We start from the raw sequence: 23788 nt of genomic DNA, 5'->3' as shown, positions 1-23788 counted from the left end.
TGTTAAGGATAGCATACAATGATGGTGAGAGGTGGTAAATTTGACCATTTTAAATAGAGTGAAGGAATTAAGAGCTCGGTTTAATTTTTCGCAAAGTGTATTAGCAGAAAAGGTTGGAGTGACGAGACAAACAATCGCGGCAATTGAAAAAGGGGATTATGTTCCGTCATTGTTATTAGCGCTTACGATTTGCGATGTGTTCGAGCTCAAGATGGAAGATGTGTTTGTTTTAAATAAGGAGGGGGAAGAGGATGAATAGACTTGTATTTTCCTATATGTTGAATGTACTTTTAATGGTATTAGCAGGTTGGGCATTTATTGAGTTGTATTATTTTACTATCGAAGTTGCTAATTTTATTCAAACGAAGAGGGTACCATTTGAAGTTTCGGTGAGTTTAATGCCAATAGGATTGCTTTTAATATTTGGTATTGTATCGACTGTTCTTTATAAAATTCAAAAGAAAAAATATAAAGAGCTATCATATTGGATGTTTCCACTGTTATTTCCTCAAGAAGACGAGCGGGAAAAGGCGATTACAGAAAAGGCTTGTCGTACTACATTTATGTCACTATGGTACGTGTTGCCTTGTGCGGTTGGTTTTTTAACGCTTTCTCCAATTGCTAATCTATATGTTCCTGCATATCCAATATATATTGCATTTAGTATTTTCTTTATTCAAATGACAATTTTCCACGTATCTTTATATCGAAATAAAATCGCTTAAAAAGAAACCTTCTTGCATCAGCAAGAAGGTTTCTTTTCAGCTTACACTTGTACATATAGCAATATTATCTTATCATTTTAAATAGAGTAAGATTTTGTAACGGAAAGGAATTGTATATGAATAAGCAAAGAATTTATAGTATAGTAGCAATCCTCCTATTTGTTGTAGGTGGTGTATTAATCGGCAAACCATTTTATGATGGATATCAAGCTGAAAAGAAACAGACTGAAAATGTACAGGCTGTTCAAAAAATGGATTATGAAAAACATGAGACAGAATTTGTAGATGCTTCGAAAATTAATCAACCAGACTTGGCAGAAGTAGCGAACGCATCTTTAGATAAGAAACAAGTAATTGGTCGTATTTCGATTCCGAGTGTTTCATTAGAACTTCCTGTTTTAAAGTCTTCTACTGAGAAAAACCTATTATCAGGTGCAGCAACAGTAAAAGAAAATCAAGTAATGGGAAAAGGGAATTATGCATTAGCAGGACATAACATGTCTAAAAAAGGTGTTTTATTTAGTGATATAGCGTCTCTAAAAAAAGGCGATAAAATTTATTTGTATGATAATGAAAACGAATATGAATATGCGGTTACTGGTGTATCTGAAGTAACTCCTGATAAATGGGAGGTTGTTGAAGATCATGGGAAAGATGAGATAACACTTATTACATGTGTATCTGTAAAAGATAATTCTAAACGTTATGTTGTTGCTGGTGATTTAGTAGGAACGAAGGCGAAGAAATAAAAAAGAAGGTCAACTCTCTAAAGAGTTGACCTTCTTTTTTACTAATGTTGAGAAATAATAGAATATTTTAGTTGGTATTTAAGTATTTTTCTATTTATGTATAATAAAGTTAGAATTCAAGATTTTGGGAGGAACAAGAGTGAAACAACAGGTGAAGAAACTTCTTTTAACAACAAGTGTAGCGTTATTGGTAGCTCCAATTTCAGCCTATGCGCATCCAGGACGTACAGATGCTAATGGGGGACATACGTGTCGTACAAATTGTGAAAAATGGGGATTGCAGTACGGGGAATATCATTATCACAATAAGCCAGCTTCTAGTAGTGGTGCAACAAGTCCAGCTCCTAGTCAAAATAATAATGGTGCTGTAGAAGCTGAAAGACAAGCAGAAGCACAGCGCAATGCTGAGGCTGAAAAACAACGTGCTGCAGAGGCGCAGCGTAAAGCTGAAGAAGAGAGACAACGTGTAGCGGAGGAACAAAGAAAAGCAGAGGCAGAGAGACAACGTGTAGCTGAAGAACAAAGAAAAGCGGAAGAAGCACGTAAGCAAGAGGAAGCACAACGTCAAGCTGATATGGAAAAAGGACAGCTTGAGGGACAAAAAAATGGAGAGATTGATTTTAAAGCAGGGAAAAATGATGCAGAATCACATTTAGCTGGAAAATCAGATACATATAAAGAAGCATTCAAAATTGCTTATGCTGCATCTTGGTCTTTAGAAGAGCAGAAGAAAACGAATTTTGAAAAAGGAAAAGAGCAAGGTTTAGCACAAGAGACGATGGAAGATAGTCAAATTGCTCCAGAGTTTAAGCCGAATTTTGCAGAAGGTTTCCAAGTAGGGAATAAAGAAAGAACAGAAAAAATTGAAAAAGAGCAAGCTGAACTAGGGGAAAAGGCAGGTAAGGAATTAGCCGGAAAGAACCCCGGAAATAGAGAGAAAGATGTGTACGTGAAGGCGTATGAAACAGCTTATGAAAAGGGTTATAAATCTACAAAAAAAGCAGTAGAAAAGGCTGGCTATAAGTATGCATTTGAAAACTATGATTTGAAAGTTCCTGCTAAATATGAAAAAAATGAATCGTTAAAGAAATGGTTTATTGAAGGATTTAAATCAAATAAAAAAGCAGCAGAAATTAGAGAAGAAGGATATAAAAAAGGAGACAGTTGGCTTGCATTCTTCTATAAGAATTTTGTGCCAAGTGAATATAAAGAACATAAAAATCTGTACGAACAAGCGATAGAAAAAGGTAAGAATGCATAAAAAAGATGAGGGATTTCCCCTCATCTTTTTTAATCCATCCATTTCACTAACTTCTTAGAAATTAGTAATAAAACGCAGCCTAATACAATTGCTACAGCGCCAATTACTGTAAATACTTCAGCATATCCAAGTGAAGTTGTGAAGCTTGCAAGTTGTCCACCTAAAATGTTAGCGATTCCTGAGCTTGCTAACCATACTCCCATTAATAAAGAAGCAAGTTTTACTGGGGCAAGCGCACTAACCATTGATAGTCCAACAGGTGATAAGAATAGCTCACCTAACGTATGGAAAAGATACGTAAAGACGATAAATAGTAAGTTTGCTTTTTCTGTAATGTTATGTTCATCACTACCTGTTTTTAATGTAGCAATAACGAGAATGATATAACCGATACCGAGCAAGATCATACCAAGTCCCATTTTAGTTGGGATTTTTAAATCCCCGCGCTTGCGAGTTGCAAGTTTTGCCCATAATGCCGAAATAACTGGAGCAAGTAAAATAATAAATAATGGATTGACCGATTGGAACCAAGATGTTGGAACTTCCCATCCGAACACAGAGCGGTCTACAAATTTGTTTGTATATAATGTTAATGAACTACCAGCTTGTTCAAAGCCAGCCCAGAAGAAGACAACGAAGCATGTTAAAATGACGATAACTGCAGTACGTTGTTTTTCTTTTTTTGTTAAAGGTGTATCTCCTACTGATGGTTGTCCATCTGTTGTTTGTAAATCGCGAGTTGGTTTTTTACCGATATCACCAAGGAAGCGATTGGATAGTGTTGTAAATAAAATTTGTCCAATGATCATTCCGATTGAAGCGGCTAAGAATCCGTAACGGAATCCGTAATGTACAACGCCATCAACCGTTGTTTTGAATAAATTTTCTGATAAAAATCCGCAAACGAGTGGAGCTAAAAATGATCCGACATTAATACCCATATAGAAAATGGTAAATGCACTATCACGTTTTGGATCGTTCTCTTCGTATAATTCCCCAACCAGTGTAGAGATGTTCGGTTTGAAGAATCCATTACCGATAATAATAAGCGCTAATCCGAGGTATAGGCCGACTTGGTTTTGTAAGGCAAATAGTGTAAGGTTACCGATTGCCATTGTTATACCACCAATTGTGATCGCTTTTCGTCTACCTAGAAAACGGTCTGTTAAGTATCCACCAATCATCGGTGTGAAATAACAGGCTCCAGTGTAAAATCCGTAAATAGAGAGTGCCCATCCAGGACTAAACCCAAGACCACCGCTTACTAAAGCTGTCGTTAAATATAATGTTAATAATCCTCGTAATCCATAGTAACTAAATCTTTCCCACATTTCTGTAAAGAAGAGTAAGTATAAACCTGGAGGATGTTTCTTTTTTCTTTGTTGTTCTCTTTCTAGTTGTATCGCTGATTCCATGTTATTTTCCTCCTGACACAAACAAAAACAAAGTTAATAATTTTGTACATTTAATATTTTACTTTATTAACTATTATAAGTCAATAAAGGTTGATTTTTCAGAAGAAATTGGAAAAGGGATATAGCTATAGAATGAGTGTTTCTTTTATGTTAGACTATGGACTATGTTTTCTTTGTAAAGAAGCGGTTTATTGCACTTTTTTATATGTGAAATTGATTTCATAAAAGATGAAATTAAAGAAGGAGAAAGAAATGAAATTGTTACAGAAAAAAGAAATTTTACTTATTAGTCTTATGTTATTCTCGATGTTCTTTGGAGCGGGGAATCTTATATTTCCACCTTTTCTTGGGTATGAAGCAGGAGAACATGTGTGGATTTCATTAGTAGGGTTTATTATATCAGCAACAGGTCTTCCGATATTGGGAGTTATTGCGATTGCAAAAGCAGGAAGTTTTCAAACGCTAGCGGGTAGAGTTCATTCTTCATTCGCCATTATCTTTCCGTGTATCGTGTATGTATTTATTGGACCAGGCCTTGGTATTCCGCGTGCAGGAAGTCTAGCTTTTGAAATGGGACCGGGTCAGCTATTTCCGGAAGCGGGTAGCGTAGTCTTATTATGTTACACAGTTATTTTCTTTAGTATTGTGTACTGGTTAAGTTTATCACCGTCTAAATTAATGGGGTTGTTCGGAAAAGTTTTAACACCGTTATTATTAGGTATGATTGCTCTTATCTTTATAAAAAGCATGTTTACATCAGTAGGTAGTGTGAAAGAGGCTGCTGGAAATTATGGACAAGCGCCTATGTTCCAAGGGTTTTTAGATGGATATTTAACGATGGATGCATTAGCAGCTTTAATTTTTGGGATTGTGATTGCAAATGCTCTTCGTGCAAAAGGTATTGAAGATGATAAAGGTTTAGCGAAATATATGAGTATTGCTGGAATTGGTGCAGGACTATTATTATCTATTATTTATGTCATACTTGGATATGTCGGTTCAATGAGTGGTTCATTGGGGACATTTGATAATGGCGCGCAAGTGTTAGCGCAAGTGATGACTACATTATTTGGGCAAGGCGGGGTCGTTTTATTAGGTCTTATTTTTACGATCGCGTGTTTATGTGTGTCAATCGGACTTGTTACATCTTGTAGTCAATTTTTCGCAAGTGCATTTCCGAAAGTAGCTTATAAAGTTTGGGCATTTATATTAAGTTTGGTTAGTATGATTTTAGCTAATTTAGGATTAACACAAATTTTAAAAGTATCAGTACCGATTCTTGGATTTATTTATCCAGTTGCATTAACGCTTATTATTTTAGGGCTATTCCATAAGTATATTGAGAAGTATGCATACGTATATACAGTAACTGTTGGAATTGTAGCGGTGTTTAGTGCAGTTGATATTTTCAATAAAAATGTGATGATGAATCAGTGGACATCAGTATTGAAATACATTCCGTTTTATATGGAAGGTGTTGGGTGGATTGTTCCAGCTATTATAGGTGCTTGTATTGGTGTTGTATTAAATAAGAAGAAATAAAAGAAAGGTGTTTTCCTATTTTGGAAAACACCTTTCTTTTTTGAAAAATAGTATTGAAAGTGAATAGCTCGATGTTATTACTATTAAAGCAAAATAACAGGTAAAAGTGTATGTGCGTATAACAATTTACTAGGTTGGAATGATAAAGAAAGCTTTTTCCTGTAGGGTTAATATGCTTTATTGGATGCGTTCTTTTATATTTTATGGAAAAAAACGTAAAAAAACCTTGTAATTAAATCGGAATAGTGGCACAATAGGGGGAACAATTCAATATAATCTTATCGAGAGAAGTGGAGGGAACGGCCCAATGAAGCTTCAGCAACCTGACAAAATAACAAGGTGCTAATTCCGAGTAGATAAGAGGGAGAAAACGACAACCTTCTTATATGTAAGGTTGTTTTTTTATTTAGGAGGGAAAAGAGATGAAACGTTTATTTTTAGCACTTGTAAGTATTGTATGCAGTTTGTTTGTTATTACAGGTTGCACACAAACAACAACGGGGGATCAAAAAGAAATTAGTTTAGGGTTTACACCTGGTCCGTATAGTGATCAGGTGAAAAAAGCAATACAGCCGTACTTAGAGAAGAAGGGATATAAAGTTAAAATTGTTGAGTTTAATTCGCCAAACGAAACAAATCCAGCGTTAACAAGTAAAGATATTGATGCAAACATATTTCAAAGCACTGCCTTTATGGAATCTTACGCAAAAGAAAATAATGCGAAAATTAAAGGGGTAATACAAGTCCCTTCAGCACCCCAAGGTGTATATTCTGAAAAACATAAATCATTAGATGATTTGGAAGATGGTATGAAAATAGGAGTACCCAATGATCCTGTTAACTTAGAGCGTGCATTACGAATTTTAGAAGGAATTGGTTGGGTGAAGTTAAAGGACAATGTAAATATTTTAACGGTTTCTGAAAAAGACGTGACGTATAAAAAGAAAAATTTCAAACTGGTTCCACTTGAATCGCCACAAATCCCGCGAGCTATGAAGGATCTAGATTACGGTATTATTAACGGAAATCTTGTTATTTCATCAGGACATAAATTAAAAGAGGCGCTTGAATTAGAAAAAACACCATCACAACACCGAATCATCGTTACTGTTCGTGATGAAGATAAAGAGAAAGCGTTTGTTAAAGATTTAATTGAGGCATATCATTCACCAGAATTTAAAAAAATGATTGAATCTGAAGAACAGTTTAACGGTTTTGTTTTACCTGATTATTTAAAGTAAAAGGAGGCTTCAATATGGCAATCACGTATGTAGAAACAGAAAAACAACTGCTTGTATTAGAAAAGCTAAAGGAGTTAATTCCACAGTTTGCAGGAAGAGAGCATCAACTAAGTGAGCTTGGTTCTTTTCCTTTTGAAAATATGAAAGATTTACAGGATATTGGCTATACAAAACTAACACTCCCAAAAGATGTTGGAGGAGAATCTATTTCTTTATATGATTTTGTTTTATTTCAAGAAAAGATTGCCGAAGGAGATGGTGCGACAGCTTTATCAATTGGGTGGCATCTTGGAATTATTAAGGAACTTGCTGAAAATCGGTCGTGGAAACCTGACATGTTTTCCTGGCTTTGTGAAGAAGTAAAAAAGGGTGCTCTTTTTAACCGAGCTGCAACAGAGCGAAATACAGGGAGTCCTACGCGTGGTGGAAAACCAGAAACATTAGCTGTTCAAAAGGGTGATAAGTGGCTAATAAACGGGAGAAAAACTTTTACAACGATGGCTCCTGTACTTGATTATTTCATCATATCAGCCAGCATAGAAGGGCGCGAAGAAATTGGAGAATTTGTAATCCCAAGACATGAAAAAGGCGTTTTTATTGAAGAGACATGGGATAGCGTTGCGATGCGTGGAACCGCTAGTCATGATCTTGTATTAAAAAATGTAGAGATTGCTAATAAGTATTTAACCGATATAAAAGATTCAAAGACGAAACCAAAAGGAATTGGATGGTTACTTCATATACCAGCATGCTATTTAGGAATCGCACAGGCCGCAAGAAATTATGCAATTGATTTTGCAAAATCATATCAACCGAATAGTTTAACTCACCCGATTAGTTTGCTTCCTAATGTTAGAAGGTTAGTAGGAGAGTTAGAGCTAGAACTCTTACAAGCTCGTACGTTTGTATATCAAATCGCAAAAAAATATGATGATGTAGAAGATAAACAATCATTACAGGCGGAGCTAGCAGCAGCAAAATATATTGCGACAAATACAGCGATATCAGTTGTTGATAAATCGATGCGAATTGTAGGGGCTAAAAGCTTATCTGAAACCAATCCATTACACCGCTATTATTTGAATGTTCGAGCTGGTTTGCACAACCCTCCAATGGATGATGTAACGCTTTCGTTACTAGCAGAAGATGCTTTTAAATCAAGTGAAAAGGAGTGAGTGAAATGATAACATTACGTGATGTAAATAAGACCTTTCAAACGAAAGAAGGCTTATTTCACGGGGTGAAATCAGTCTCTTTGCAAATTGAAGAATATGATATATACGGGATTGCCGGATTAAGTGGTGCCGGAAAGTCTACATTGTTACGTACAATGAATTTATTGGAAAATCCAGATTCAGGTGCAATCATTGTGAACGGAAATGATTTAACAAAGTTATCTAAGAAAGATTTGCGAACGGCAAGACAATCGATTGGTATGATATTTCAGCATTTTCATCTTCTTCATAATAAAAATGTATTAGATAATGTCGCTTTACCATTAGAGCTAAAATCAGTTTCGAAAGAAGAAAGAGAAAATCGTGTAAGAGAATGTTTAGAGATTGTTGGTTTAAGTGATAAAGTACATCATTTTCCTTCACAATTAAGTGGCGGACAAAAACAACGGGTAGCAATTGCTCGTGCATTAGCAAATAACCCTAAAGTATTACTTTGTGACGAACCAACATCGGCGCTTGATCCGAAAACAACACTTTCTATTTTGCAATTCTTACAAAAAATAAATAGAGAATTAGGCGTTACAATTGTAATCGTAACGCATGAAATGAATGTCATTAAACAAATTTGTAATAAAGTCGCAATTATGGAAGATGGAGAAGTTGTTGAATCATTTGATTTGTATGATCAACAATTAAAACCAACCTCAGAAATTGCGAAACTTTTATTAGGCATAGAGCAAGAAGGGAGCATTGCACATGTTCAATAACATCATCCCATTGCTTCCAGAGATTGGGACATCACTTTTGCAAACATTGTTAATGGTTGGACTTTCTGTTGGAGCAGCAATTATTTTAGGTGTTCCTTTAGGTGTTATTTTATATTTTACAAGTAAAGGACAAATTCTGGAACAGAACATTGTTCATCGTGTTTTAAACGGGATTGTAAACATTATTCGCTCGTTCCCATTTATTATATTATTAGTGGCTCTTGTACCTCTTACACGAGCCATATTAGGAACAACAATTGGTCCAATTGCTGCAACAATTCCTTTGTCAGTAGCAGCAATTCCGTATTTTGCAAGACTTGTAGAACAGGCATTACGTGAAGTGCCAAAAGGAGTAATTGAAGCTGCGGAAGCAATGGGAGCAACGCCGCTTCAAATTGTACGGAAAGTATTACTCGTTGAAGCACGTTCGGGTCTTGTATTAAGCTTAACCGTTTTAACAGTAAGTTTTATTTCTTATTCTGCAATGGCAGGTGTTGTTGGAGGAGGCGGTATTGGTGATTTAGCAATTCGATTTGGATATTATCGTTTCCAAACCGACGTTATGGTGGTTACAGTACTTATGCTTGTTATTCTTGTCCAATCTGTCCAATTCATTGGAAATCGGATTGCAGCAAAAATTGATAAAAGATAAGCGGATAAACAGGCTTTTGTATACATGAAAAGTAATAATTTGTTTTAGCAAGCATTACTTCAGCACTTGTAGGTTTCTGCCTTAGTGTAATTGTTAGTATCATTATAAATAAAAAGAAAGGTGTTTTCCAATTTCGGAAAACACCTTTCTTTTTTGGAAAAATAGTATTGAAAATGAATAGACTAAGAGTATGATAAAGGTAATTGGTAATATATAGGTTTTGAACGGATAAGGGGGGAGCGTATGAAGGAGGATTTGAATAAGAAAATAGAAGCACTCGAAACGGCAATTGAAACGATTCAAGAAGCACTTTTTGAATTGAAAGCCAAACAAAGAGAAATAGAAGCAGAAAATGCTAAGCAACATGTTAGTAAGGAAAAGAAAGAATATATTGAAACGGTGACGGAAGAAAAACAAAAAGAAGAAGTAGTTACAATAAAAGAACCTGTGCAAGAACGTGAGGTAAAACAAGTGGATATATCTGCTTTTAAACGAGAACCATTTAATATTATTAAGTTTTGCCAAACGTGGTTACCGCGCATATTTGTCGGTATTATGTTGCTTGGAGTAATTTGGTTATTTAAAGCAGGGATAGATGCGGGATTATTAACACCAGCAATACGAATTGTGTTTGGTATTGTCCTATCAATCGGTTTTTATTATATAGGGGATATTCAAATTAAACGCGAGCGGCAAGCATTAGGGTTAGTACTAGCAGGAGGAAGTATTACGGGTATAGTTTTAACGACATTTGCGGCACATTATTTATATGGATTTATTCCAGCGAGTGTTGCGTTTGTATGTAATATTGCATGGGTCATTTTAGGTATTTATATAGCGAAGAAGTATCAATCGGAATATCTTACTATATTCGTAGCGGTAGGAGCTTTCTTCGTGCCATTCTTATTAAATAGTACGACTCCTAATCCGTATATTTTCTTTGGATATGAGATGATACTAACGCTCAGCTTATTATGGTATGCGTTGAAAAATCGTTATCAGTATTTATATATGATTTCTTATGTTGTTGCTGCTATTGTTCTTTTTGTCTTCTTTGCTGTTATGTCAATGTTAGTAGAGGATTTGCAAGTCCAGTTAACAGTAGTTTATGGTTTAATTCACTTACTATTATTTTGGCATATGTTTACGGAGAGAAGTTTTATAGTAGAGCCACGCTTGGCGATATTTAGTGCGAATGCCGTCTTTTTTATATTAGCTATTTCAAAAATACATGAATTTACAACATGGGGATTAATGATAAGTGCACTCGTGCACGCTATTATGTTCGTGTTTGAATATAGGAAGAATAGACATTCTACATTTACAAATCTTTTATTTGGTTTCGCAATGGGGGCCTTTAGTTTAGCGATTTTATATGAGTATAGTTTAGTGAATGCAGCGATTGTACTATTATTACAAGGCTTCCTCGGTATGTTTACTTCTATTAAAGGAAAACAACAGATAAAATTGTATGTTAGTGCGACGGTTTACGCAATTGGAATGATACAGACGATTTTTAGCCCGTTTGATCAATTTATTTCAGCAGGCTTTGTTGCTCATCTTATTTTAATAGGAACGTTCTATTATTGCATGAGACAAGCGAAAGAAGTATTAGCGAGCTTTGGCAAGTATATGTATTCTATAGCACTCTATTGGTTTATGGTGATTGTATTTATTACAATTACTAGAATCGGTGAAGTTTTGTCCACAGATGGAAGCATAATAAGTGTATCTGTATCGTTATTATGGATGGTGTATGCATTATTTGCAGTTTGGCTTGGCCGGAATAAAAATATGAATGAAATATTATATGCCGGCTTAGTCGTGTTAGTCGTAACGATAGGAAAGCTATTTCTTCTAGACTTACCAGAAGTTTCAATGATGATTAGGGCAGTGTTATTCTTAATAGTAGGTAGTATAGGTATCGTTATTTCAAGAATGTTTTTTTCAAAAGAAGAGAAATGAGAAGAAGGCAATCCATATCCGGATTGCCTTTTTCATTATTTCTTATTAATCGTTACAGTCTCACTATATTTCGCTGTCGTATTTTGACGTAGACGAAGTGTTGCTTGTCCAGTCGTATTTGGATCGATTTGTACGTTCACAATTTTTTCAGCAGAACCTAAGCTGTTTGTTGTGAAAGAAAATGCACTACTATATCCGAAAGTAGATGGCCAAGTGCCGTTTGTATTTTGAACTTTTGCTACTTGTGTACCGCCAGTAGTGAATATACCTAAAGAATAATTATTGTATGTTGTGTTTGGTAATAAGTTATTTACTTGAATTTTGATTTGGAACACTTCATTGTTTGGTAGAGTGCTAGGGTGTGTAACTACGTAGTCATTTGCTGTTACTGCACCGTTATAGCCATATGAACCAGGTTTAAAAGTATTTGTATTAAACCATTGATAACCTGCATTTGGCGCACTCCAAGGTTCAGGTTGTGGCTCAGTTGATAAGCTTGGTTGTTCAAATGTTTGTAAAGTGGTAGGTAAATCAAGTTGTAAACCATTTACTTGGTCTAAACTTGTAAATGTCTCTTTTTTCGATAGCCAATTTACGATATTTTCTAGTAAAATCGCATCGTTTTCTTCTTTATATCCATCGTAAGTTTTCTTTGTTTGGCCAGAGTCTTCACGAACGTATTTTGGCGTAGCATCTTCAACAGGAGAAGAGTCTCCAATAAAGGCAGCTTTTCCAAGCCCTACTTTTGCGATAGCAGCATAAGGACCTTCTGCAACACCACCGCCGTTATACACACCGCTATCAACAGCGTTATTCCATTTTGTTGGGTTTTCTGGAAGATAAACAAGTCCTTTTGCTAGTTTTGGATTTGTAATTGCTAAAGTAGAACCAGCATGCATTGCTACAGATGAAACCCCTTCTGTAATTCCGAATGATTGTTCAGGTGATACAATATTTTTAGCGGAAACATCACCGATTGCATTATAGCGGAAGCGAATACCGAAGTTGTCAGATAGCCAATCAGAGCTTTCTACTCCTTGCATAGCTTGTGAATTGGCTTCTTCGTTAGACATTCCTTTTGCTGGATTATCCCAAGCACCGCGTCTATATCCGTTAAATACTTCAGAAGAGTCCCAACGATTTTTATTACGATCTGCATTATAATGATCGGCAATGAAGAAGATACTACCGCCATTTTTCACGTATTGTAACATAGCATCTTGTTCAGATTTTTTGTAAGGAATATTTGCTTCTGGAACGATAAACACATTGTAGTCTTTTAAATCTTCGTATGTAATCGGTGTTGATTTACGTAGTTCTTTTACATGATAGCCGTTTTGGGCAATGCCGTTTCCGAAATCAGAAAAGCCACCATCGATAACCCAGTCAGCAGTCCCGGCAGTTTGACCGTGTGTATTATCGAATAATACTTTTTTCCCATTGTTTTGATTTACAACTTTTGCAGCAATTTCAGGAGCTGGGTCTACAGAGCTTTCGGCATAAGTAGATGGTATGAACGAAGCCCCTATGCTTAGTGTAATTGCTGTTGCTAAAGAAAATGTAATCCATTTTTTATTCTTCATAGAAGAATCCCCCTAATAATAAATATATGTGCTTTAATAATGTAATTTATTTTTCTGTAAAAATAAAGACGGAAAACATAAAAAATATTAAAAATTTGTAAAAATACCGTGAAATTTGTTGAGAAATATTTATATAGGCATAAAAATATCCCTTCCAAGTAATAAGGAAGGGATGTTTTGCTTAACCAATTTTTGAATTAGGTGTTTCATCAATTTTATGAAAACCTTTCATGTAATACACGACAGCTAAACCGATAAGCCAAATTGGTCCAACAATTAATGCAATCCTTGTATCTTCTGAATACGCCATTATACATAATACGAGTGCAAGGAAAGCAAGTGAGAAATATGAACTTAATGGGTATAAAGGCATTTTATACGATAACTTTTGTTTGTTTTGCGTCGGCAAACTTTTACGGAACTTAATTTGAGCGACTAATATAATACCCCAAGTCCAAATTGCCCCGAAAGTTGAAATACTAGTGAGCCATGTAAATACTTTTGCGGGCACAAGATAGTTTAATATAACACCAACGAGTAAAACGATTGCTGTTGCTACAATTCCTTGACTTGGAATGCCATTTTTATTTAAACGACCGAATCTTTCCGGAGCTTTTTTCTGTTGAGCTAATGTATACAGCATGCGGCCTGTACTAAATAAACCACCATTACAAGAAGAAAGAGCTGCTGTTAATACGACGAAGTTAATAATTCCTGCTGCTTTTGCGATACCGATTTGCTGGAATGTTAATACAAATGGACTTCCTTTCTCACCAAGTTCGTTCCATGGATAAATTGCCATCATAACGAATAGAGCCCCAACGTAGAACAGTAATATTCTCCAAAATACGTTATCAATTGCTTTTGCGAGTGTTTTTTTCGGGTTTTGCGCTTCACCCGCTGTAACGCCGATTAATTCAACGCCTAAATAAGCGAATAATACCATTTGCATGGAGAGTAATAACCCAGAAAAACCATTTGGGAACCAGCCACCATGTGACCAAAGGTTTGAAATGCCAGTAGCGATACCACCGTTTCCGAAGCCAAATAAAATAATACCAGCCCCAACTACTATCATACAGATAATTGTGACAATTTTAATGAGAGCAAACCAAAATTCAAGTTCTCCAAATACTTTTACAGATAAAAAGTTGAAAGCACTCATTAATAATAGAGCGAGTAAAGCCCAAGTCCAGCGCGGAATATCTGGGAACCAGTACTGCATGTAAATGCCAGCAGCCGTAATTTCAGCCATGCAAGTAACAACCCATAAGAACCAGTAGTTCCAACCGGTAATATAGCCAGCTAGTGGTCCAAGATAATCATATGCATATTTACTAAAAGAGCCAGCAACAGGTTGTTCAATTGCCATTTCTCCGAGTGCTCGCATAATGAAAAAAATAACGAGTCCAGCAATCATATAGCCTAGTAAAATAGAAGGACCAGCTAGTTTAATAGCAGAAGCAGATCCTAAAAATAGTCCAACGCCAATAGCTGAACCGAGTGACATTAAAGTAATATGTCGTTCTTTTAAACCTCGGTTTAAAGTTCCAGATTTGTTTGTGTGCTGCATAAGAAGAATCCCCCTTGTAGAGTGAACGATATTTGAATGCGTTTAATAAATATTTAACTATTTCAAATTATAAAACATTTCCATCTGTTATGCTACAAAAATAATCATTATTAACTGTACTACATCTGTACTTGTCAGAATTAAACTTAAAATTCGAACTATTAGCGAATATATTGACTCTTCTTTTTATTGATTGTTAAGATTAAGTATTATATTTTCTCACATACTAGTAAGAAAAGAATGTGTGATAATAATTCAGATGTAGGAAGGGTACATAACCATGTTTCAATTACAAAAATATAACACTTCTGTGAAGCAAGAGCTTTTAGCTGGCATCACAACTTTTTTTACATTTGCGTATATTCTTGTCATCAATCCGAAAATATTATCTGATGCAGGTGTACCATTTGATCAAGCTTTTACGGCAACTATTATTGCGACTGTTGTAGGGACGCTATGTATGGCGTTTTTAGCTAACTATCCAATTGTTATTGCTCCAGCTATGGGAATGAATGCGTATTTTGCTTATTCTGTCGTTCAACAGGCAGAGGGGATTACATATGTTATTGCGTTTTCAGCAGTATTTGTAACAGGTATCATTTTTCTTTTATTATCTTTCACTTCATTTAGGCAAAAGCTTATTGTCGCAATTCCTGATAGTTTAAAACATGCAATTGCAGGTGGAATTGGGTTATTTATTGCTTTTATTGGATTACGTCTATCTGGAATTATCGTTGATCATCCATCTAACTTAGTTACGATTGGTGATTTCCATTCTCCAGCCGTTATTTTAACTTTAATTGGTTTGATTTTAGCGGCGGTATTAATGACATTGCGTGTGAGCGGTGCATTATTTATTAGTATGATTGTGACAGGAATTATCGCCTTCTTTACAGGGCAGCTGAAGTTTACGGATAAAATTGTTGCGATGCCTCATTTACCAGAGGGGATTATCGTTTCAAATCCAATTAACGCCTTTTCAGATGTAATTGAATACGGATTATATGGCGTTGTATTTTCATTTTTACTTGTACTGTTATTTGATACAACAGGAGCATTACTCGGTTTAATTAAACAAGCAGGCTTAATTACAGATAATACAGAGAAACGTTTTGGTAAAGCATTTATTGCGGATGCAATTGGCGGTACTACAGGCTCTATCTTTGGGACAAGCCCAACAGCAGCGACGATTGAATCTTCAGCTGGTATTGCTGCAGGTGGTAAAACAGGATTAACAGGTATTGTAGTAGTTGGCCTAACGATTATAACAGCATTCTTCAGCCCTGTTATTGCTTCTTTATCAAGTGTAGCCGCTATTACAGCTCCTTCATTAATTATTGTAGGTAGTTTAATGGCACAAAGTATTCGTGATATTAATTGGAATGAATTTGAAGATGCATTACCAGCATTTTTAATTTTCGTTGGTATTCCGTTAACGTCTAGTATTGCGAATGGAATTGCAATTGGATTTTTAGTGTATCCAGTCTTAAAAATTGTGAAAGGGAAAGGGATGGAGGTACATCCGTTACTCTACTTATTTACAATTTTATTTGGATGTCATTTATTCTTATAATATAGGAGAGGGGGCTTCTTATGAGGGGCTCCTTTTTTGTGTATAATAAAGTGAAACTATAATCAGTCACGCAAAATATAAATTACTTAATGGAATATATATGTTACGATATGGATGGAGGGGGAACATGAATGGCTGTAAGTAAAATAAAAGTCGCGCGTGTTCAGTTAGATTTAACACAGCAACAATTAGCAGAAAAAGTAGGCGTTACAAGGCAAACGATTAGTTTAATTGAGAAGGGCAAATACAATCCGTCTTTAGATTTATGTTTGAAAATTTGTTATGCAGTAGATAAAACTTTGAATGATTTGTTTTGGGAGGAAAAGGAGTGATTCGATGAAAATTGTGAAAGATGAACGTTTAATGATTGAGGGGTTAAAACATATTAGATTAGTTTTCATCTTATAAAATATTTTCATACTAGGTATTGTTTTTTATCGCTACGTTTTGCAAGATGCAGGATATGAAAGTGTTTCGGATTTATTAATGGTATTTATGGGTGGGATTGTAGTTATTAACTTTTTAAATCTGAAAAATTCAGTGGAAGTGTATGAGCATACAGGGGGAGTATCACGTAGCTATTTTATGAAACTATTATTCATTCCGGTAAGTATTATTATTGGGATTTTAGCTATTTGTATCGTTGTAACACCAGATATTTCGATAAAGGAAATTAGTATGACAGGACTTATTATGTTTGCTTGTTTTTTAGTTCCTAGTCTGTTTATATACATATATATGAAAAAGATAAAAAGTGAAGATTGAAATATAAGAAAAGCTTTCCCGTATTGCGGAAAGCTTTTCTTATATTCTTTTATACAGTACTTTATGAAGGCCAATTGGTTCAATTTCAAAGATTTCACCATGTTCTTGGAAGCCTAAGCGCTTGTAATAGTCAGCTACAGTAATTCGGCCATTACACCATAATATATTTGCTTGACGCTCTTGTAAGATTTGTTCTGCTTTCTGAATTAAGGAGCTTCCAGCGTGGTTGTTTCGAAACTCAGGCAATGTGGCCATTCCTCGTAGACGATAATGCATACCTGCCTGTAAGTCGGGATGCATTTCCTTTGAGAAAGAAGCGATACTAATAAGTTGATCGTTTATAAATGCGCCTAAGTGAAAGGTATCTGTTTCATAGTCAGAAGGGTATTTACAATCTGCTAATGTTTGATTCGGGCGCAAAATTTTTTGACGTAATACGTAAGTTTCAGATCCATCAATATTTTTCACGGTAATCATATTAACATCCTTTCTTATAAGGCTTTTTCTGTTAATTGTATAAAGAAATAGGCAGGTGCGGCGAAAAGTCCGAGTATACTAGCGGTTCCGAGAAGGAGTGAAAGTAAGAGGCAAGAGTATTTTATTCCATTTGATCTTTTCCATCCGTAACTACAAATTTCAATGCTAACACCGATGAGAATAATGGCAACGAGTATTTCTGCTAATAATAAGAGAGCTAAAGTTATAATAGACATAATGTAATCCATCCTCATAATATGTGATAGTAACATTTTACCATATGCAATGGAAAAAAATGCCCCTTAATTATGTAAGGGGCATTTTTCTATTCTAATATGCTTTTTAGTGTATCGATATGTTCCTTTGAGCCTGTTACAAGTAATGTGTCACCGTGTTGTAGTCTTGTATCACCATGCGGGATTAATGCTTTATTCCCACGATAAATTTGAATGACTAGTACATCACCTAGAAACGGAAGGCGACGAAGTGCAACGCCGTTATATTTATTGCTTCGTAGTTCAACTTCACGGACTGTTTCGTTTGCTGTTGTAATTAAGCGAACGAGACTCGGTTTATCAATTAATGCACGTAATAGAATACGTGTAGAGTTAATGGTTGAGAATACGGCGATATGTTCTTGTGTTGCTTTTTCTTGTAGAAGCGGATCTTCTACACTTGCAATAACATGTTCAACACCTAGTTCTTTTGCATGTTCTGCTAATAGTAAGTTTTGTTCATCATCACTTGTTGCAACAACAACGCGGTCTGCATGAAATGCTGTTTGTTCGGTTAATGATGCAATTGTGATGTCATCTAATTTCACAATAGGGAAGTCGTGCGATTTCGCTTCCTCATCATTTATTTTATTTTGACGCATCATATATAGTGTTACGTCATAATCTTCTCGTTTTAAATCAAGTGATAACGGAAGGGTAATTCTGCTCGCACCAATAATTGAAACTTTTGGTTTTGGTGTTTCCACTTTTGGGAACATCTTTTTAAATAATATAGGTGCGAAAATACAAGTAATAACTGCGCTTAAAATAAGGGAGGCAGATAAACTTGGACTAATGATTCCTAGTTTTTCACCAATTTGTGCAGCTGCAATAACTAAAGAAAGTGTCGATGTTAATAAGATGGCACTCCCCAGTACGATATTACGTGGATACCATTTTCGTAAGACGAGTGATGGTATCAGTTTTGAAATAAAGAGTCCTACAATTAAAATTGGGATCATGAGCATGCTAGAAGGTTCTTTGAAAATAGACCAGACCTCTAAATTTACACCAACCATTACGAAGAAAATAGGAATGAAGAAACCGTATCCGATAGAATCCAGTTTTTCAACCATATCTTCATTTGGTGATAATAATGATACGAGTACACCTGCTAAGAAGGCACCTAAAATATTTTCGGCTCCAACGGATTCAGATAACCCAACTAATATTAAGATGAGTGCAAAAACAGCTCTTGTATCAATTTGTACACTACCAGCTTTTAAGCTATCTAAGTATGGAATGTTTTTAAAACGTTTTGCAACGAAGTAAATAACAATACCAGCGCCGAATAGAAGAAGAAGGAGCCACATGCTTTGGCCGCTTTCGGAATTTAATCCGACGAATACAGCAAGTAAAATCATTGTGACTAAATCGGCAATAACAGCGACTAATAAAATGATTTGTCCGATTGCGGTTTTTCCTAAGTTATTTTCTTTTAATGTTGGTACGACAACACCTAAAGAAATTGTTGAAATAATTAAAGTCATAAACATTGCATTATCTACAAATCCTAGCCATACGAATAGTAGTGATAGGGCATAAGATAAGATGAAAATAAATAAGAAGATAATGCTTGCTGCTTGAAATGTGTTTGGTTCGTTTGTCGTATTCTTTTTCCCTTTTTGTTTAAAGATAGAAAAATCAATTTCTAAACCGCTTAAAAACATAAGAAAGATAAATCCTAGTGTCGATAAGACTTGAAGCCACATATCTGGCTCAATAATATTAAACCCACTTTTACCTACAAAGATTCCTGCGATGATTTCTGCAACGACGACAGGAAGTGCTTTTAATTTAAAGCGTTGTAACAAAAGGGGAACGAAAAACGCGATTGCAACGACAACCATAAGTGATAGAACAGAAGTGTGATGTTCCATTGCGTTCTCTCCCTTCAAATAAATATAGTACTTATTTAGCCATATAATAGGTAGAAAAGCAACGCATATGGATTCGATTTCATAAAGAAAGAGTTTTCTTAACATTTGTCATAATAAGTATATTTTTCATGATTCTGTTGTTAATTCCGTAATGTGGATGTAATAGGGGAGGGAATAAAAAAAGACTGCTGAGATTTCTCAGCAGTCTTTTCATGTACATTACATTGAGAAGAAGATCCATACAGTTAAACCAACTGTTGCAGTTGCAACGAAGAAACTGTAAATCATAGTAAGAACTTGAACTCTTCCTTCTCCTTCTTTTAAATGCATGAACATAATTAATTGTAACAAAGCTTGCGCAACAGCCATTACGATAATAGTTGTTAAGATCGTTGAAAGTGGCAGGTCTGAGTAAAGTGCCACGTATAGAGCTAGAAACGTTAGTGCAAGCGATAAAATAAATCCGAAAACGTGTGACCAAGGGAATCCGCTATGCGCATGCCCGTTTGCTTGATTGTTATTTTGACCCATTTACGCCACCATCCCGTTCAAGTAAACTAGTGTGTAAATAAAGACCCAAACTAAATCAAGGAAATGCCAGTATAAGCTGATAATGAATACTTTACGAGCTGTAACTGGTGTTAAACCTCGTTTTAAAATTTGGATAATAACACAAATTGCCCAAATGATACCGCCTGTTACGTGGGCTCCGTGCGTTCCAAGAAGAACGAAGAATCCAGATAGGAAAGCACTTGTTTGAATTGTTGCGCCTTCACCAATATACATAATGAACTCTTCAATCTCGAAGAATAGGAAGCCTGCACCTAAAAGTAATGTAAGGACGAACCATCCAAGCATTGCTTTTTGGTTGTGCTTACGCATTTCGTGAATCACGATACCACATGTGAAACTACTTGTTAAAAGTAATAATGTTTGAATTAAAAGCGTTTTAAGTTCAAACAGTTGTGCTGGTGTTGGGCCATCTGCCGTACGACCAGCAAGTACTAGATAAGAGGCGAAAAGTGTTGCGAACAGCATAATTTCAGCCCCAAGAAAAATCCAGAATCCTAGGATATTCAATCTGCTTTGTTCGGATTGATATTCCAAAGGTAAGCTTTTGTCTAAAGCCGCCATATCATTTCACCTCTCATGCTACATGTTCTGATTTTTTAATTTCATCAACACTAATATAGTAACCTTCATCGTAATCGAATGAACGATAGATTAAGCAAGCTAAAATACCAATGCCGCCGATTGCTGCAAGCCAGAACCAGCTAAATACTAATGCGAAACCTGCAAGACCGAAGAATCCAGACGCAATAATAGGCACACCAGAGTTACTTGGCATGTGAATTGGTTTAATATCTTCTGCTGCTGGTGTAACTGTTTCTCCGCGTTTTTTCATGTACCAGAAAGCATCAGCTTCTTTGATTTCAGGAAGTTTCGCGAAGTTGTAATGTTGTACAGGAGATTGAGTTGCCCATTCAAGTGTACGGCCGTCCCATGGATCTCCAGTTGTGTCACGTTCACCGTGACGAGCACTCCAAATTACGTTGTAGCAAAGAAGTAGGAAGCCGATACCCATCATTACCGCACCAACAGATGCGATTTGGTTTAGCCATCCCCATCCAAGACTTTCAGAGTAAGTGTACATACGACGAGTCATACCGTCTAAACCTAAGAAGTACATTGGGAAGAAACAGATGTTGAATCCGCTCATAAAGATCCAGAATGTCCATTTACCTAGGCGTTCATTTAACATATGACCAGTCATTTTTGGATACCAGAATGTGAATCCAGCAAGCATAGCGAATACTGTACCTGCGATTAATACGTAGTGGAAGTGAGCGATTAGGAAGTAGCTGTTATGGTACTGATAATCAGCTGCTGCCATACCAAGCATAACCCCTGTAACCCCACCGACTACGAAGTTTGGAATAAATGCCAATGACCAAAGCATTGGAACTGTAAAACGAATACGTCCTTTATACAGTGTAAACAACCAGTTAAAGATCTTAACCCCGGTTGGAATCGAAATCGCCATTGTCGAAATCGAGAAGAATGAGTTAACCGCTGGACCTGCACCCATCGTGAAGAAGTGGTGAAGCCATACGACGAAACTTAGTAAAGAAATTGCAACCATTGAGTATACCATCGCACTGTAACCGAATAGACGTTTACGTGAGAATGTACTAATGATTTCAGAGAAAATACCGAATGCCGGTAAAATAACGATATATACTTCAGGGTGACCCCATACCCAGAATAGGTTGGCCCATAACATTGGCATACCGCCGCTCGCCATCGTAAAGAAGTGAGCATCGAATAGACGGTCAAATGTCATTAATGCAAGAGCAACTGTTAATACTGGGAAAGCGAAAATAATGATAATCGTTGTAATTAAGATTGACCAAGTAAACATTGGCATTCTCATTAAAGTCATACCAGGTGTACGCATTTTTAAGATAGTAACAAGGAAGTTAATACCTGTCATTAACGTACCGAGACCTGAAATCTGTAATGCAATTGCGTAGTAGTTATTTCCTACACCAGAAGTAAACTCTGTACCTGCCATTGGGAAGTAAGAAGTCCACCCAGCGTCTGGAGAACCACCGATTACGAAAGCGATGTTGAATAACATTGCTCCGACAAAGAATAACCAGAAACTTAAAGCATTTAAGAACGGATATGCAACGTCACGAGCACCAATTTGTAATGGTACTACAAGGTTCATTAATCCCATAACGAATGGCATCGCCATGAAAAGAATCATAACTGTACCATGTGTTGTGAAGATTCCGTTATAGTGTTCAGCGTTTAAATAAGTTGTTTCAGGGAATGTTAACTGTGCACGGATCATTAAACCGTCCATACCACCACGGAATAACATAATAACCGCAGAGATAATATACATGGCCCCAATCTTTTTATGGTCAACAGTTGTTAACCATTCGTCCCAAAGCCATTTCCATTTTTTATACTTAGTTAGTACGAAAATGATTGCTAATGTCACAAGAACGATAGAAGCGTCTGCACCGTAAATAATCGGGTCACCTGTGACAAAGAATTCATCAAGCTTCACTGTGTTCACTCCAATCTGTTGGAATTATAGCTATTATTTTTTGTTTTTGTAGTAGTTGTAATCACAATATTCAAGTGATTTTGGATCTACATAACTTAAGTGATGGCTAGAGAATGTCATACGACCAACTACACCAGGTTTAACAATTTCGTTGTACTTATCTTCTGTTAGTTTAGGAGCAGTTTGTTGTACTTCTTTAACCCACTTGTCATATTTCTCTTTAGTTTTTGCTTCAACTTCGAACTCCATGTGAGTAAATCCTTCACCAGAGAAGTTCGCGCTACGACCTAGGTAAGAACCTGGTTTGTCAGCTTGTAAATAAAGGTCCATAATCATGCCATCCATTGTGTACTTCATACCACCAAGTTCTGGTACCCAGAAAGCATTCATTGGGCCGACAGAAGTCAGTTTGAATTGAATTGGTACACCAGCTGGGATGTTTAAATAGTTAACGGTTTCAATTTTTTCCTCTGGGTAACTGAATAACCATTTCCAGTTTGCAGATGTAACATAAATCTCCACTGGTTTAATATGTTTGGACTCTTTCGGAACCTCTTCCGAAGCATAAGTTGCTTTTACTGTTGGAATCGATAATGCGATAACGATAATAACAGGAACAAGCGTCCAAATGATTTCTAATAATGTGTTACCGTGTTGTTCAGGTGGCTCATAGTCCATATTCTCTGGTTTTTCACGATAACGAATCAAGATGACTGTAAACAAGATGAATACAATTGCGATAATTAATGACATAAGCAAGAATGACCAAACAATTAAATCATACTGTGCTTTTGCAACAGGTCCTTGCGGATTTAATACTGCGAGTTTTTTATCACAGCCACCGAGGAACAGAAGTAATGATAACGGAAGAAGCGAAGCCAACTTCCAAAACGCTTTCTTTAGTTGCACGATTGAAAATCTCCTTTCTCCTTGGATTGAAACTATGCCAATAAAACAATATAAACCTATTAATTTATAGAAGGCAATAGTTTTTGAGATATTGTTAAAAAATAGACACAAATGCACACTTTTTAAGGTGAATATCATTTGTAACTTGATTACATTGTAAACTATTTTCCAGAGAAAAA

Annotated in this window: 22 protein-coding genes, 1 pseudogene and 1 riboswitch; of the genes and pseudogenes, 13 read left to right on the top strand and 10 right to left on the bottom strand. The window is 35.9% G+C overall.

All coding sequences use genetic code 11. From position 1 onward, the window contains the following. Positions 1–40 precede the first annotated feature (40 nt). The 4 genes from PDQ40_RS20340 (at position 41) to PDQ40_RS20325 (ending at position 2735) form a co-directional block, all read left to right on the top strand. Positions 41–259, top strand: coding sequence for a helix-turn-helix transcriptional regulator (locus PDQ40_RS20340; RefSeq protein WP_000154009.1), 219 nt, complete (start codon positions 41–43; stop codon positions 257–259). Beyond that, positions 252–725, top strand: coding sequence for a hypothetical protein (locus tag PDQ40_RS20335; RefSeq protein WP_001081111.1), 474 nt, complete (start codon positions 252–254; stop codon positions 723–725). The genes PDQ40_RS20340 and PDQ40_RS20335 overlap by 8 nt, the downstream gene beginning before the upstream one ends. A 116-nt stretch (positions 726–841) precedes the next feature. Next, positions 842–1474, top strand: coding sequence for a class A sortase (locus tag PDQ40_RS20330; protein ID WP_001041721.1), 633 nt, complete (start codon positions 842–844; stop codon positions 1472–1474). Positions 1475–1613: 139 nt separating this feature from the next. After that, positions 1614–2735 carry a YHYH domain-containing protein gene (locus PDQ40_RS20325; RefSeq protein ID WP_000813414.1) on the top strand — a complete coding sequence of 374 codons (1122 nt, stop codon included), beginning with the start codon at positions 1614–1616 and terminating at the stop codon, positions 2733–2735. A 29-nt stretch (positions 2736–2764) separates the two neighbouring features. Here the strand turns inward: PDQ40_RS20325 and PDQ40_RS20320 are convergent, their stop codons facing one another. Beyond that, complete coding sequence (locus PDQ40_RS20320) at positions 2765–4150, bottom strand: peptide MFS transporter (protein ID WP_000443153.1); 1386 nt, start codon at positions 4148–4150, stop codon at positions 2765–2767. A gap of 252 nt (positions 4151–4402) precedes the next feature. On the opposite strand from PDQ40_RS20320, the gene brnQ1 reads away from it, so the two are divergent. The 6 genes from brnQ1 (at position 4403) to PDQ40_RS20290 (ending at position 11492) form a co-directional block, all read left to right on the top strand. Continuing rightward, on the top strand, positions 4403–5692 hold the full coding sequence (gene brnQ1 / locus PDQ40_RS20315) for a branched-chain amino acid transport system II carrier protein BrnQ1 (protein ID WP_000771680.1): 1290 nt from the start codon (positions 4403–4405) through the stop codon (positions 5690–5692). Positions 5693–5967: 275 nt separating this feature from the next. Continuing rightward, positions 5968–6055, top strand: a riboswitch (SAM riboswitch). A gap of 59 nt (positions 6056–6114) precedes the next feature. Then, the gene (locus PDQ40_RS20310) at positions 6115–6933 is read left to right on the top strand and encodes a MetQ/NlpA family ABC transporter substrate-binding protein (RefSeq protein WP_000825291.1); all 819 of its coding nucleotides are present in this window, start codon (positions 6115–6117) and stop codon (positions 6931–6933) included. Positions 6934–6947: 14 nt separating this feature from the next. Beyond that, positions 6948–8108: an acyl-CoA dehydrogenase family protein gene (locus PDQ40_RS20305; protein ID WP_001018851.1), complete on the top strand. Its 1161-nt coding sequence runs from the start codon at positions 6948–6950 to the stop codon at positions 8106–8108. Between the two features lie 5 nt (positions 8109–8113). Next, complete coding sequence (locus tag PDQ40_RS20300; protein WP_002170327.1) at positions 8114–8875, top strand: methionine ABC transporter ATP-binding protein; 762 nt, start codon at positions 8114–8116, stop codon at positions 8873–8875. Further along, positions 8865–9527: a methionine ABC transporter permease gene (locus tag PDQ40_RS20295; protein ID WP_000482880.1), complete on the top strand. Its 663-nt coding sequence runs from the start codon at positions 8865–8867 to the stop codon at positions 9525–9527. The genes PDQ40_RS20300 and PDQ40_RS20295 overlap by 11 nt, the downstream gene beginning before the upstream one ends. A gap of 243 nt (positions 9528–9770) precedes the next feature. After that, entirely contained in the window at positions 9771–11492 is a 1722-nt protein-coding gene (locus PDQ40_RS20290) for a DUF2339 domain-containing protein (RefSeq protein ID WP_000656719.1), read from the top strand. Positions 11493–11527: 35 nt separating this feature from the next. Here the strand turns inward: PDQ40_RS20290 and PDQ40_RS20285 are convergent, their stop codons facing one another. Then, on the bottom strand, positions 11528–13075 hold the full coding sequence (locus PDQ40_RS20285) for a DNA-binding protein (RefSeq protein ID WP_076855565.1): 1548 nt from the start codon (positions 13073–13075) through the stop codon (positions 11528–11530). Between the two features lie 181 nt (positions 13076–13256). After that, on the bottom strand, positions 13257–14648 hold the full coding sequence (locus PDQ40_RS20280) for an amino acid permease (RefSeq protein ID WP_001164905.1): 1392 nt from the start codon (positions 14646–14648) through the stop codon (positions 13257–13259). A gap of 280 nt (positions 14649–14928) precedes the next feature. Between PDQ40_RS20280 and PDQ40_RS20275 the strand changes: the two genes are divergently transcribed. The 3 genes and pseudogenes from PDQ40_RS20275 (at position 14929) to PDQ40_RS20265 (ending at position 16986) form a co-directional block, all read left to right on the top strand. Then, positions 14929–16221, top strand: a complete 1293-nt coding sequence (locus tag PDQ40_RS20275; RefSeq protein WP_000487209.1) for an NCS2 family permease — start codon at positions 14929–14931, stop codon at positions 16219–16221. A gap of 131 nt (positions 16222–16352) precedes the next feature. Beyond that, positions 16353–16553 carry a helix-turn-helix transcriptional regulator gene (locus tag PDQ40_RS20270; RefSeq protein ID WP_000301182.1) on the top strand — a complete coding sequence of 67 codons (201 nt, stop codon included), beginning with the start codon at positions 16353–16355 and terminating at the stop codon, positions 16551–16553. Between the two features lie 4 nt (positions 16554–16557). Then, positions 16558–16986, top strand: a pseudogene (locus tag PDQ40_RS20265) (hypothetical protein). A gap of 39 nt (positions 16987–17025) precedes the next feature. On the opposite strand, the gene PDQ40_RS20260 reads toward PDQ40_RS20265, so the two are convergent. The 7 genes from PDQ40_RS20260 to PDQ40_RS20230 all read right to left on the bottom strand — a co-directional run bounded on the left by PDQ40_RS20260 (position 17026) and on the right by PDQ40_RS20230 (position 23609). Beyond that, on the bottom strand, positions 17026–17463 hold the full coding sequence (locus PDQ40_RS20260) for a GNAT family N-acetyltransferase (RefSeq protein ID WP_214328595.1): 438 nt from the start codon (positions 17461–17463) through the stop codon (positions 17026–17028). Positions 17464–17477: 14 nt separating this feature from the next. Then, positions 17478–17735 (bottom strand): DUF4022 family protein, encoded by a 258-nt coding sequence (locus tag PDQ40_RS20255; RefSeq protein ID WP_001996702.1) that lies wholly within the window; start codon positions 17733–17735, stop codon positions 17478–17480. 53 nt (positions 17736–17788) lie between these two features. Further along, on the bottom strand, positions 17789–19618 hold the full coding sequence (locus PDQ40_RS20250; RefSeq protein ID WP_000399983.1) for a monovalent cation:proton antiporter family protein: 1830 nt from the start codon (positions 19616–19618) through the stop codon (positions 17789–17791). A 219-nt stretch (positions 19619–19837) separates the two neighbouring features. Next, positions 19838–20149, bottom strand: coding sequence for a cytochrome aa3 quinol oxidase subunit IV (qoxD, locus tag PDQ40_RS20245; RefSeq protein WP_000531376.1), 312 nt, complete (start codon positions 20147–20149; stop codon positions 19838–19840). After that, on the bottom strand, positions 20150–20752 hold the full coding sequence (gene qoxC / locus PDQ40_RS20240) for a cytochrome aa3 quinol oxidase subunit III (protein WP_000729317.1): 603 nt from the start codon (positions 20750–20752) through the stop codon (positions 20150–20152). A gap of 13 nt (positions 20753–20765) precedes the next feature. After that, entirely contained in the window at positions 20766–22700 is a 1935-nt protein-coding gene (gene qoxB / locus PDQ40_RS20235) for a cytochrome aa3 quinol oxidase subunit I (protein WP_000762372.1), read from the bottom strand. A 33-nt stretch (positions 22701–22733) separates the two neighbouring features. Continuing rightward, on the bottom strand, positions 22734–23609 hold the full coding sequence (locus PDQ40_RS20230) for a cytochrome aa3 quinol oxidase subunit II (RefSeq protein WP_001176167.1): 876 nt from the start codon (positions 23607–23609) through the stop codon (positions 22734–22736). Positions 23610–23788 lie beyond the last annotated feature (179 nt).

This window comes from Bacillus cereus group sp. Bc061 (genome assembly GCF_027715825.1).
GTDB lineage: Bacteria > Bacillota > Bacilli > Bacillales > Bacillaceae_G > Bacillus_A > Bacillus_A paranthracis.
This window is presented reverse-complemented; position numbering and strand designations above follow the sequence as displayed.